Source organism: Tolumonas osonensis (genome assembly GCF_014202415.1).
GTDB classification, from domain to species: Bacteria; Pseudomonadota; Gammaproteobacteria; order Enterobacterales; family Aeromonadaceae; genus Tolumonas; species Tolumonas osonensis.
In genome coordinates, this window is the sequence record NZ_JACHGR010000009.1 from 87594 (window position 1) to 100278 (window position 12685).

Consider the following 12685-nt stretch of genomic DNA (forward strand, 5'->3'; position numbering starts at 1 on the left):
TAAGATGAAGCAGGGAAAATCAGTTTAGCTCCACTCACTGAAATGAGTTGTCGTCCATACGGCTGATCACATCCAGCACGGTATGTAGTCCCTCTTCTGTCGACAGCATTTCAACCGGGCATTTGCCACCGAGTGAACCGGCCGGTTCTTTCAGCCACAGTTCGGCGGTTTCCATATCGCCTTCGAAATAGTCGGTAGCTGCCTGCAGAGCCTTGTTGTAGTTACGCAGTTCTAGTGATTTCATCAGCGCCTCCGTTCCGTGACCGATACCGCCCCTCATACTGTGAGTATAGTTTAAACGGCGCCCGTTTTTGTTTTTAAACCGGCATAAAACAGCGTCAGCCAGCCGGCGATCAGCAGGGAACCGCCCAGCGGTGTAACGGGGCCCAACCATTTATTGCCGGTCAGGGCCAGCAGATAGAGACTGCCACTGAAGCAGAGGGTGCCGACCGTCATCAGTTGCGCCGCCCGGGGGATCAGCCGGCTGTCCAGCAATTGCGCCAGTGCGAACAGGATCAGCAGCGTCATGGCGTGGATCAGCTGATAGCGTACCGCAATTTCCCAGGCTTCCAGCGAAGCCGGTGGCAGCAGGTTTTTCAGGCCGTGCGCACCAAAGGCACCGGCGGTAACGGCACTGGCGCCCAAGGCCGCGCCCCATAATATGATCCAGCGATGATTCATGAATTAGTCCTGTTTTGTCAGTTGCGGCGCTGTATCAAACGTCAGCAAGCCGGCGAATAAAACCTGCCCGGCAGACGAAAATAGGTTTTGGCATTATTGAAACAGATGTTCTTCACCATTTCGCCAAGTAAGCCCATATCGTTCGGTACTTCGCCGTTTTCTGCCCAGCGGCCAATCATGGTGCCGAGCATTTCGTTATCTTGATGTCGGGGTATACGGCTCAGCGGCGCTGAATACCCTGACCGTGAATGCCGCCCTCAACCTCTGCCGGGCGCATGGCTTCGAGCCCAAGCTTGTAAATGAAGCCTCCGATGTCATCACCGGTCTGGTCACCCTCGCCAGCAGTCATCATGGCGTGGCGCTCGTGCCGGCCTCCGTCGCCACACTGCAGATCCCGGGGCTGGTGTTCCGGTTCAGATAATGCCGCCAGCCACCGAGGGCCGTGATTTCTTCTGCCCCGGTGATGCCGTAAGGTTCACAGATAAACCCGGATACCCAGTCGCCATCCGCCAGCTGTACCTTGCCAATACCCAAAGGTGCCGGAATACCGGCGACAAACGACCCGAAATGATCTGCCGGTACACGCCACACTTCCACCGCAATCGTCTGCCCGGCCTGTTCATCACGGATCAGACCCGGACGATACGGCGGGCCACCAGCCAGTGCATACATGCGATAGGCTTTAGCTGTCGTCGTGGTCTGTACCAAGACCGCTCGCCGTTCCGTGAGCTGTCCGTTCAGCGGCAAACCGGAAAGATGGGCACCACACACCACAACATCAATCGTGTTTGCCTGCGGCATGACCACCTCGGGCGTATTGACAGGCAATGGCTGATGACTAGCCCCCAGCGGTAATGTCAGTTGTCGCTGCCACTGGTCACCCAATGCCAGCAACACCTCATCCTGAAAGGCCCGCGCAAACAGAGTAATACCAAACGGCAGATCCTGTTTCTCACCCCCCGCACGGAAACCCGATGGTAAGGCAATCGCACTGTAATCCAGCAAATTCATAAAATTAGTGTAATAACCGAGATTGCTATTGAGCCGGATCTGATCATCCAATACCGCTTCGATCTTATAAATCGTGCCGGTGGTCGGGGTCACAATCAGATCCACCTTCGCCAGTTCCGCATCGGCAATCCGTTTCAGGCGCTGCAGTTCATACAGTGCTTCATAGGCATCCACGGCACTGCGCGACTCGGCGCCACCGACAATCGTCTGAATCACCGGTAAACAACGGCCAGGATCCGCACGGAAAAAATCCTTGATGGCGGCCAGACGTTCGGCAACCCATGGGCCTTCATACAGCAGACGCGCGGCTTGCAGAAACGGCTCCAGATTGACGGTCACAGCCGTGCCCCCCAGCGCTTCCAGCGTTTGGACGGATTGCCAGAACAGGACTTCCGCTGCGTCATCGCCGAAGAATTTCAGCTGTTCTTTCGCCGGCACACCAAAACGGAATGCGGCCGGAATAGCTTTTGCCGGTAATGCTTCCCGCGCAAACGGATCCTGCGGATCGAACTGCGCGGCGATCGGCCACACGGCGGCCAGATCAGCGGCCGTTTGAGCAAAGATCGTGACGCAATCCAGACTCTTGCAGGCCGGCACCACCCCCGTACAACTGATGCGGCCTTTGGTGCCTTTTAAGCCAAGAATATTATTAAACGCGGCCGGCACCCGTCCGGAACCGGCGGTATCGGTGCCCAGTGCAAAACAGACCTGACCGGTAGCGACCGCCACCGCCGAACCGGAGCTGGAACCACCGGAGATATAGGCAGGATCAAGACTGTTCTGACACGCCCCATACGGGCTGCGTACCCCGACCAGCCCGGTGGCGAACTGATCCAGATTGGTTTTACCCAGCGGAATGGCACCGGCGGCAATCAGTTGCTGCACCACAAAAGCCGAGGCTGGCGGCTGATAACTGTAATCCGGACACGCGGCAGTAGTAGGCAAATCCGCCAGATCGATGTTGTCCTTGATGGCAAACGGGATACCGAACAGTGGCAGATCGTCCGGCGAATGCCCTTCCAGCCCTTTCAGGTAGTTATTCAGCTGCTCAGCAGAAAGCAACGAGATCCAGACATGACGTTGATCCTGCTGCGCCTGCTGCAGACAATCCGACAGTAGTTGTTGCGGGGTCAGTTCCCCGCTGCGATAGGCCGCATGAATGGCACTGATTGTCATGGTTGTCATCATAAATCCTCCAGTACCAGTAAGCGTTGTCCGGCACGCACTTGCTGACCGGCTTCGCGGTTGATCGCGATGATCTTGCCATCCTGTGGCGCCAGCACCTCAATCTCCATCTTCATCGATTCGATGATCAACAATGGCTGACCGGCTTTAATGGTTTGGCCTTCTTCGACCAGCACCTGCCAGACGTTGCCGGAAACCAGACTTTCGACGGCTTTATGATGATCCGGTAATTCTTCTTCCTCACCGGTTTCGATCATCATGTCGCCATCGGCAGAGAAATTCGCTTGTCCGGTTTCGATCCAGCGCTGACGTTCTGCTTCAAACGCGGTTTGCTGACGTTCTTTCGCCTCGCAGATTTCGTCAGCATGTTCACTCACCAGCTTGTTGTAATCAGCGAGCGAGAATTGGATCTCTTCGATCTTGATTGGGTAACGGCCACGCGGGAATTCACGGCGAATGCGCAGCAATTCATCGGCATCCACTTCATAGAATTTGATCTGGTCAAAGAAACGCAATAACCAAGGCTGACTGAATTCAGCGGTCTGACGATAACGGTTCCACATCTGCAGCGTACGGCCGACAAACTGATAGCCGCCCGGGCCTTCCATACCATATACGCACAGATAAGCGCCGCCGATACCAACCGCATTTTCCGGTGTCCAGGTACGTGCAGGGTTATATTTCGTCGTCACCAAACGATGACGCGGATCCAGGGGCGTTGCGACTGGCGCACCGAGATACACATCGCCCAAGCCCATCACCAGATAGTTGGCGTTAAAGACGATCTCTTTGACTTGTTCAATGGAATCAAGACCGTTGATGCGACGAATGAACTCGATGTTCGACGGGCACCATGGCGCATCTTTACGGACCAGTTCGTCGTACTTACGAATTGCCAGACGCGTTGCTTCGTCATCCCATGACAATGGCAGATGGACGATCCGCGCAGGCACCGTGATCTGTTCAATATCAGTCAATTCGCTTTCTGCCTGTTCCAGCAGTTCCAGCAAACGGGTCAGCGGTAATTGCAGATTGTCATAATGGATCTGCAATGAACGGATGCCCGGTGTCAGTTCTAAAACGCCTTCAATTGCCGCTTCCTGCACCCACAGCATCAGCGCATGTGCGCGGAAACGCAGACGAATATCGAGCACCTGAGCACCGTATTCCACCAGCAGATAGTCATCACCACTTGGGCGATACACGACTTTTTCGCCATATTTTTCTGCTGGCAGCGTTTTCAGGACCGGTGTGGTTGGTGGCGCAATAGCAACGGAAACAGGTTTCGCCGTAAGGCTCTCCAGCTCGGCGAGCTGCGCACGATCCAATACTTCCGCATCAGCAATGGAGATCGGAATAAAGCGAACTTTATCACCGGCTTTCAGCTGACCCATTTTCCACAGATCCGATTTCACAATCGTCGCTGGGCAAACAAAGCCACCAAGACTCGGACCATCCGGCCCTAAAATCACCGGCATATCACCGGTAAAATCGACTGTACCAATCGCATAGGCATTGTCATGCAGGTTGGATGGATGCAAGCCAGCTTCCCCACCATCTGCACGCGCCCACTCAGGCTTCGGCCCAATCAAGCGCACGCCAGTCCGGCTGGAGTTGTAATGCACTTCATAATCGGTCGCGAAGAAAGTGTCGATATCTTGGTCAGTAAAGAAATCCGGTGCACCGTGCGGACCATAAATCACGCGCAGTTCCCACGTATTGGTGATCGCAGGCTGCAATTCAGTTGGAATTGAACCTTCAGCGACGACAGCCGGTGGCGTTGGCAGATGCAGTACATCGCCCGCCTGAATCGAGCGGCCAACATGACCACCAAACTGACCCAGCGTGAAGGTTGAACGGCTGCCGAGATAATGCGGGCAATCAAGGCCACCCGCCAGCAGCAGATAGCTGCGAGCGCCCGCAGTCGCCACTTTACCCAGTTGTAATGTCGCGCCCGCAGGCACGGTAACGACTTGCCACATCGGCAGCGCTTCGCCATCGAGCTTGGCATCCAGCGTTGCACCCGCCAGAACGATCTGACGCGCCGTATTAAATTTCAGTGTCGGGCCAGACAGGGTGATTTCCAAACCTGCGGCTTCCGCATCGTTATTCAGCAGACGGTTACCGAGACGGAATGACCAGTTGTCCATTGGGCCAGACGGCGGCACACCGATATCCCAGTAGCCGACACGACCCGGGAAATCCTGAATCGTGGTTTGCGTACCACCCGACAAGACATCAATTGTGGATGGATCGTAACTGAACTCATTCAGAGTACGGGTCAGCACTTTGCCCTGTTGCACGACTTCACTATTCAGCAATGCACAGAGGTATTCTTTATTGGTTTCAATGCCATACACAGTGCTGTCATGCAGCATGGTTAGCAGCGTTGTGATGGTTTGCTCACGCGAGCCCGACCATGCGATGAGTTTTGCCAACATCGGGTCAAAAAACGGTGGAACTTCTAATCCCGCATCGAGCCAGTGGTCGATACGGCACGATTTGCGATCTTGTTCCGGGAACTGCACCGCACTGATTAAACCAGCACTTGGGCGGAAATTTTTTGCCGGGTCTTCTGCATACAAACGCACCTGAATCGCATGGCCTTTCGGTGTCAGTATTTGGTTCAGACTTTCCAGCGGTGCCAGTTCACCGGCACCCAGCTCGATCATCCAGCGTACAAGATCCACACCATACACCTGCTCGGTGACACCATGTTCCACCTGCAGGCGGGTGTTTACTTCCAGAAAATAGAACTGGCCGCTGAGGTCGTCATACACGTATTCCACGGTACCGGCACTGCGGTAGCTCACCTGCTGCCCCAGTTGCACCGCGGTGGCTTGTAATGCCTGACGCACTTCATCGGATAGATTCGGCGCCGGGCATTCCTCAATCACTTTCTGGTTACGACGCTGCGCAGAGCAATCACGTTCACCAATCGCAATCACCTTGCCCTGACCGTCACCAAACATCTGCACTTCGATATGGCGGGCATTCTCAATAAATTTCTCAAGGAACATGCCGCCGTTGCTGAAGTTGTTTTCCGACAGCCGTTTTACCGAGGCATACGCGGCACGCAATTCTTCCGCAGAGAAACAGCGTTGCATACCAATACCACCGCCCCCAGCGGTACTTTTCAGCATCACCGGATAACCAATCACGTCTGCTTTTTCCAACGCTTCCTCTAAAGAAGCCAGTAAGCCGGTGCCCGGTAACAGCGGTACATTCGCCGCTTCCGCCAGTGCGCGCGCTTCGTGTTTCAGACCAAACGCCACCATCTGCTCCGGTGTCGGACCTAAAAACACCAGCCCTTCGTCGACACAACGACGGGCAAAATCAGGGTTCTCGCTTAAAAAGCCATAGCCAGGATGAATGGCCTGAGCGCCGGTTTGTCTGGCAATGGCAATGAGTTTGTTCTGATCGAGATAGGTTTGTGCGGCAGCGCCTTCACCAAGTGACCAGGCTTCGTCAGCATCTAATACATGACGGCTGTCAGCATCGGCTTCGCTATACACCGCCACAGAGGTGACACCCATGCTTTTCAGGGTGCGGATAATTCGGCAGGCAATCGCGCCACGGTTGGCAATCAATACTTTACTGAACATAAGTTTAACTCTGTTCAATGCTGCCGGAAGGGTTCTTCCGTCAGACTTCGGGTCGTCCCGCAAGAAATCAGGGAGCGGCTCAAGGTCGTCCTTGCGCTCATATCTCTCAAATTGGTTGCTTAGTTCCAGACCAGCACGTCAACCGGTGTCGGGTTATAGGCATTACACGGGTTGTTCAGCTGTGGGCAGTTCGATATCAGTACAATCACATCCATCCGTGCTTTCAGCTCAACATATTTGCCCGGTGCGCTGATGCCATCGGCAAAGCTCAAACCACCGTCAGCGGTAATGGGCACGTTCATGAAGAAGTTGATGTTATGGGTGATATCGCGTTTGCTCATGCCGAATTCCGGGTTTTCCGTCACCGCCAGCAACCAGCTGTCACGGCAGGCATGCATGTGTTTTTTGCCCAAATCGTAACGCACCTGATTACTCTCGGTGGCACAGGCACCACCCAGCGTGTCATGACGACCACAGGTATCCGCCACGATTTCCAGCATCGGGTTGCCTTCGTTGGTCATCAGCGTTGTACCGGTTGTCAGATAAACGTTGCCCTGCTCACGGATGGTATCCACCGCGCTGTAACGCTCGGCTGGGTTTGCCGCTGAGTAGAACAAGGTATCCGCCGCCTGATTACCTTCCGAATCGACAATGCGGATGGTCTGGCCGGCTTTCACCACCTTCATCCAGTAATCACCCGCCAGTACGGTTTCCTGATAGGCCACATCAGCCGGTTTTAACAAACTTTCCTTGATCATAAATCGCTCCTTAGTGACCGGCACAGCAAACATAACGGCGGGTATTTTCAAAACCACGCCCGTTTTCCGGACGGGAAATCCGGCAAATATCATCCGCCGCCACCGGATCGGCCTTATACACACCATATTGAACTGGTTTGCGTGGATATTCGGCAGCCGGGTTCATCGGATGCGGACAGGTGTTGAACACCACCAGGGTTTCCATTTCAAAGCGCAGCGTAATGGTGTCGCCTGCTTTGGAATGATTTGCAGCAAACTGCAGATTGCCTTCTGCATCGGTAAACACTTTGCTGAACAGGTTCAGGTTCGCCGCCAGATCGCGCGCGCCCAGGCCATATTTCGCCACTTCCACCAGAAAGCTGTCGTAACCATTCTGTTTCCACAGATTGCGATCATGCTGATAGTCGCGATCACCCCAGCATGCTGCCACTTTGGCTTTATTGGTAGTGCCGGCCACGGTGTCGATCCAGCCGGTATCATCCTGAATAACCGAACAAAAAATGCGGCCCATATCGGAATAGAGACAATGCCCGGTGGTGAGCTTAAAGGTGTGCTGACATTTCAGCGTATCCGGCGCGTTGTAGCGCTCCAGCAGGTTGCGCGGGTTGTAAAACAGCATGCCCACATTCGCGCCGCCTTCCACATCGGTGATTTTCAGCAGTGATCCTGCCGGCATCACCATCGACCAGTGACTGCCGCCAGGCAGCGCATCTTCATACAATAATTCTGCCATGGTATTACTCCGTTTTATTTTCTGGTGAAAAGCGCACCGCATCTTCGGACTTCAGCCTTCCACCCTGTAAAGGAATGTCATAGGTTATTTGCGCGCCATAGCGTTGTGGTGACTGCGGGTCATGCCGTGATTTATCAAACACCCACAACCGGCTGCCCAGCGCGAACCCTTCTTTCAAATCATGCGTAACCATGAAAATGGTTAACCCCTGCTGTAACCACAATTCACGGATCAACTGATGCATATCAGCGCGAATACCCGGATCGAGTGCACCGAACGGTTCGTCCAGCAGCAGAATGCGGGGCTTTTTCATCAGAGCCTGCGCAATCGCCAGACGCTGTTGCATACCACCCGACAGTTCACTCGGGTAACGCTGCAACGCATGGCCTAACCCCACCCGCTCCAGCATCGCCACTGCGCGCTCTTCCGCCTGTTTTTTCGCGGCACCGAATAACTTGCCCAGCCACTTCGACTGCGCGAATTCATCAGCCAGCAGCACATTGCCAAGCGCCGTTAAATGCGGAAATACCGAATATTTCTGGAACACGATGCCACGATGTTCATCCGGTTCCTGCGGGATCGGCTGGCCATCCAGCAATAGTTCGCCGCGCGACACGCTTTCCGTCCCCAGCACCAGTTTCAGAAAGGTGCTTTTGCCACAACCGGACGCACCGACCACCGTGACAAATTCACCGGCATTGATAGAGACGTTGATGCGCTCCAGCACACACACATCGCCATACTCTTTCCAGACGTTTTTCGCCTGCAGGATTGGCATACTCATCCCTGCGCCTCCCCGTTACGACCGAAATACCAAGGGAACGCTTTGCGTGCCGTCACTTTTAAAATCCAGTCCATCGCAAACGCCAGCAGCGTGATCCAGAAAACATACGGCAGGATCACCGACATATCGAGGTAACGCCGCACCAGGAAAATCCGGTAACCCAGACCTTGGGTCGCTGCAATTGCTTCCGCCGCAATCAAGAACAACCAGGCACTGCCCAGCGTCAGACGCACCGCTTCAAACAGACGCGGCAGCACCTGAGGCAGCATCATCCGCAGCAGGATCTGCCAGCTGGTCGCACCCAATGTCTGCGCCTTGATCAGTTGTTCTTCCGGCAGGCTCAGCGTTTTCAGCTGTAAATCACGGATCAGGATCGGGCAGATCCCAATCACAATCAGCATCACCTTCGCCAGATCACCAAGCCCAAACACAATGAACAAAATTGGCAGGATCGCCATCGGCGGGATCAGCGACACAGTCGTAACCAGCGGTGAAAAAGGAATACGGATCAACGGAATACCACCATTCAGCAAGCCGACACTCAGCCCCAGCACCGCGCTGATTCCCACGCCCATCAGCAGCAGACGCAGGCTGGATAACGTATCGGCCCATAGCAGGTATTCCCCGGTCCGACGGCTCGGCTCGAACGCCATTCGGGCAATCGAATCGAAGATCGCCGGAAATGATGGCAACAATTTGTCATTTGGATTCACCGCCAGCCGCGCTTCTGAATTGATCAGATACAGCACCAGCAGGATCACAAACGGAAGCAATGCCAGTAACCAGCGACCTAAGCGATCCGGTTGTCGATTAATGAGTCGGGCCATCGCCTATCTCCTTACCACTCGGCTCACAGCTTGCCGTCGGCAGCCATCTGCATATAAGTCGGATCAAAACGCAGTTTGACGTTGTTCGCATCACCATAAACACCCGCCGGCGTCTGCACCCCGACAAAACCGGCATTCGGCGCACTCTCACCTAACAGGCCGTGTTGATAAGAGAACTCCGCGACCTGCTGCATGGTGTTTTTCAGTTGCGGGTTATTGGTTAATGCCACCGCATCGGCGGGTTTATAGAACATATAGGTCGCTTTCAGCTGCGAATCGTAATCCGCCAGATCAGTGCCCGCGGCCTTCGCCATCAGAGTACGGGCCTCTGTCGCTTTGGCGTCAGAACCGGACATCACGCCCATGATTTCATACCAGGCACCGGTCAGCGCTTTACCTAACTCAGGGTGCGCTTTCAGCCGGTCGGTTTTCACTACCATCAAATCAAGAATTTCACCGGGGATCTGACTGGAATCGAATACTTTGTTCGCATTCGGCTGTTTCATGATTTCAGATAACAGCGGGTTCCAGGTCACCGTTGCGGTGACATCCGGTGTAGCAAAAGCAGAAACCAGATCGGCATCTGAGGTATTCACCACCGTCACATCTTTCTCGCTCATGCCCTGCGTTTCCAACGCTCGCGCCAGCAGATAATGCGACACACTCAGTTCCACCAGATTCACTGATTGGCCCTGAATATCTTTCAGTGATGCTTTATCTTTCAGTACGATACCGTCATTACCGTTGGAATAATCACCCACGATCAGCGCGGTGGAATCAACGCCACCGGCAGCCGGAATGGTCAGGGCATCCATATTGGTCATCACACAACCATCAAAGCCGCCCGCGGTATACTGGTTGATCGATTCGATATAGTCGTTCACCTGCACCACATCAATCTCGATATCGTATTTGTCTGCCCATTTTTTGATAATGCCGCTCTGCGCCGCATAGTCCCAGGGCATCCAGCCGGCATAAATCGTCCAGGCAACCTTGAATTTTTCTTTGGCAAACGCAGGAACAGAACCGAACAGAAAGACCGGCAACAGGCCAACACACAGCCATTTGCGGAATGATGAGCTAAATGAAGATTTTTTCATGTTTCCCTCCCTGGGAGCACGTTGGTCAAATACGAGAGATCATGGCTGTGCGCCGCTGTCTCCCGGGTTTTTGTCCCGCCGTGTAACCTTCAGGAAGGAAGGTCGATAACTCTCGGACCAGTCACTTGGTAAACCAAGCCGGAACCCTAGTCATCCATTTACAAATTTTGGCACAGAAGTCAGCGCAAACACGCCATCATCATCAAGTGCGGTATTCGGTTAATAATGATGCAAGTCGTGCGCCAATTCCGTCAGATAGAAAACCGGCATAAAAACACTCAAATAAATCCCATTTTGGATCATTAATGACAAAAAGAAGGGTTAACCGAGCTGAAATGCACCGACTTGGAGCCCCATAAGAATGCATTAAGCAGATGAAATTTTCCGGACGGCAAAAACGCAAAAACCCCGCCGAAGCGGGGTTTTCTGAAGATGGTCGGTGATAAAGGATTCGAACCTTTGACCCTCTGGTCCCAAACCAGATGCGCTACCGGGCTGCGCTAATCACCGAATGCGCGCATTATGCCACCAACAATCCAAAAGTGAAATCAAAGATAGCGCTGTTCTGACTGATTGCTCAATTTGGCATCAATTCGTGTGCAATTACCATTCAATGCACATGTTATTACCATATGATAATCATAAAATACTGCCATTGGCTCGCTGCTACGGTCCGGTGACAAGCGATCGATCAGACCAGAAACGTCATCTCCACCCAAGCCGAGGCTTCCTGCAATGAGGTAAAAACACCCCTGGCCGTCGAAAAATCATGGTGACGCGACATCGGGGTCGGCACCGCCAGACACGTCACCCCCGCCGAAGCGGCCGCTCTGGCACCGGATTCCGTATCTTCAAAGGTCAGACAGTCGCCCGGCGCCATGCCTAGTTTCTCCATGGCCAGCAGGTAGCAATCCGGTGCCGGTTTGTTCCGGCTGATATCCTCGCCGGAAACAATCACCGAAAAATAGTCATGCAGCGCATGTACCGCTAATGTGATGTCCACATTACGTCGTGCTGCTCCGGTCACAATCCCCAGCTTCAGATCATAGCCGGAAAGATGCGCCAGTATCTCCCGCACCGCCGGCATGAGCGGAAATCCCGCACCCGCCACGACTTCCCGGGTAAGTGTTTTTTTCGCATCGGAAATGACACGATGCGGCACCGGCAAGGCAAAACGCCGGACCATGTCTTCGGCATTCAATGCCGTCGGCACCCCGGCGTAATGCGCTTTATACTGTTCCACCGTCAATTCGACCCCATAGTCCGCCAACACCTGCTGCCACATCTGAAAATGCAGCGGCTCTGAATTCACCAGCGTACCGTCAAAATCAAAGAACAGCGCTTTCAGACCTGAAGGGAATGGAGGCATACGACTATCCTGTCCGTAACAGTGTTGTATCGCTAAATATAGAGGAAAGTATGTCGGCTGAGCAGAGGAATGTATATCGCAGAAAAGCAAAAACCCCGCCTAAGCGGGGTTTTCAGAATGTGGTCGGTGATAAAGGATTCGAACCTTTGACCCTCTGGTCCCAAACCAGATGCGCTACCGGGCTGCGCTAATCACCGAAGTGGTCGATTCTACTTGTAAAGATTGGTGCGAAAGGAGGGACTCGAACCCTCACACCCGAAGGCACTAACACCTGAAGCTAGCGCGTCTACCAATTCCGCCACCTTCGCATCGGGATATCTTTACTTTTGAATCTGGGGTGGCTAATGGGACTCGAACCCACGACAACTGGAATCACAATCCAGGGCTCTACCAACTGAGCTATAGCCACCACTGCTATCTTGGAACTTCCCAGTTGAACCTGAGTCGCTTGGCGCGCCCGACAGGATTCGAACCTGAGACCTTTGGCTCCGGAGGCCAACGCTCTATCCAGCTGAGCTACGGGCGCCTTGTCCTCAAGACGGGGCGAATATTAAGGTCTGATGAAATACATGTCCAGCATTTTAATAAAAAAAATCTCCGGTTGCTGCAACTCTGGTCAATCCTCGGAAAAA

At 53.8% G+C, this 12685-nt stretch carries 12 protein-coding genes, 5 tRNA genes and 1 riboswitch; all 17 genes read right to left on the reverse strand.

Going from position 1 to position 12685, the window contains the following annotated elements; translation table 11 throughout:
- Positions 1-34: 34 nt before the first annotated feature.
- A complete protein-coding gene (locus HNR75_RS13095) occupies positions 35-244 on the reverse strand; it encodes an MbcA/ParS/Xre antitoxin family protein (RefSeq protein WP_188027432.1) in 210 nt (69 codons plus the stop codon).
- A gap of 50 nt (positions 245-294) precedes the next feature.
- Positions 295-681, reverse strand: a complete 387-nt coding sequence (locus HNR75_RS13100) for a DUF423 domain-containing protein (RefSeq protein ID WP_188027433.1) — start codon at positions 679-681, stop codon at positions 295-297.
- Positions 682-722: 41 nt separating this feature from the next.
- Positions 723-872, reverse strand: coding sequence for a glucuronate isomerase (locus HNR75_RS13105; RefSeq protein ID WP_246358938.1), 150 nt, complete (start codon positions 870-872; stop codon positions 723-725).
- Between the two features lie 29 nt (positions 873-901).
- Entirely contained in the window at positions 902-1033 is a 132-nt protein-coding gene (locus HNR75_RS15625; protein ID WP_281364950.1) for a hypothetical protein, read from the reverse strand.
- Positions 1030-2880 carry an allophanate hydrolase gene (atzF, locus tag HNR75_RS13110; RefSeq protein WP_188027434.1) on the reverse strand — a complete coding sequence of 617 codons (1851 nt, stop codon included), beginning with the start codon at positions 2878-2880 and terminating at the stop codon, positions 1030-1032. The genes HNR75_RS15625 and atzF overlap by 4 nt, the downstream gene beginning before the upstream one ends.
- Complete coding sequence (gene uca, locus HNR75_RS13115; protein ID WP_188027435.1) at positions 2877-6482, reverse strand: urea carboxylase; 3606 nt, start codon at positions 6480-6482, stop codon at positions 2877-2879. The genes atzF and uca overlap by 4 nt, the downstream gene beginning before the upstream one ends.
- A 119-nt stretch (positions 6483-6601) precedes the next feature.
- Complete coding sequence (locus HNR75_RS13120; protein WP_188027436.1) at positions 6602-7240, reverse strand: urea amidolyase associated protein UAAP2; 639 nt, start codon at positions 7238-7240, stop codon at positions 6602-6604.
- A 10-nt stretch (positions 7241-7250) separates the two neighbouring features.
- Positions 7251-7973 carry an urea amidolyase associated protein UAAP1 gene (locus tag HNR75_RS13125; protein ID WP_188027437.1) on the reverse strand — a complete coding sequence of 241 codons (723 nt, stop codon included), beginning with the start codon at positions 7971-7973 and terminating at the stop codon, positions 7251-7253.
- Between the two features lie 4 nt (positions 7974-7977).
- Positions 7978-8757, reverse strand: a complete 780-nt coding sequence (locus tag HNR75_RS13130; protein WP_223157911.1) for an ABC transporter ATP-binding protein — start codon at positions 8755-8757, stop codon at positions 7978-7980.
- Positions 8754-9584: an ABC transporter permease gene (locus HNR75_RS13135; protein WP_188027438.1), complete on the reverse strand. Its 831-nt coding sequence runs from the start codon at positions 9582-9584 to the stop codon at positions 8754-8756. Before HNR75_RS13135 ends, HNR75_RS13130 begins: the two co-directional genes overlap by 4 nt.
- A gap of 23 nt (positions 9585-9607) precedes the next feature.
- Positions 9608-10684 carry a putative urea ABC transporter substrate-binding protein gene (locus tag HNR75_RS13140; RefSeq protein ID WP_188027439.1) on the reverse strand — a complete coding sequence of 359 codons (1077 nt, stop codon included), beginning with the start codon at positions 10682-10684 and terminating at the stop codon, positions 9608-9610.
- Between the two features lie 57 nt (positions 10685-10741).
- A riboswitch (guanidine-I (ykkC/yxkD leader) is annotated at positions 10742-10845 on the reverse strand.
- A gap of 272 nt (positions 10846-11117) precedes the next feature.
- A tRNA-Pro gene (locus HNR75_RS13145) sits at positions 11118-11194 on the reverse strand.
- A 181-nt stretch (positions 11195-11375) separates the two neighbouring features.
- Positions 11376-12053 carry an HAD family hydrolase gene (locus tag HNR75_RS13150; RefSeq protein ID WP_188027440.1) on the reverse strand — a complete coding sequence of 226 codons (678 nt, stop codon included), beginning with the start codon at positions 12051-12053 and terminating at the stop codon, positions 11376-11378.
- 120 nt (positions 12054-12173) lie between these two features.
- A tRNA-Pro gene (locus HNR75_RS13155) sits at positions 12174-12250 on the reverse strand.
- Between the two features lie 26 nt (positions 12251-12276).
- Positions 12277-12361 (reverse strand) — tRNA-Leu (locus HNR75_RS13160).
- Positions 12362-12386: 25 nt separating this feature from the next.
- A tRNA-His gene (locus HNR75_RS13165) sits at positions 12387-12462 on the reverse strand.
- Between the two features lie 40 nt (positions 12463-12502).
- Positions 12503-12579, reverse strand: a tRNA-Arg gene (locus HNR75_RS13170).
- Positions 12580-12685: the final 106 nt, after the last annotated feature.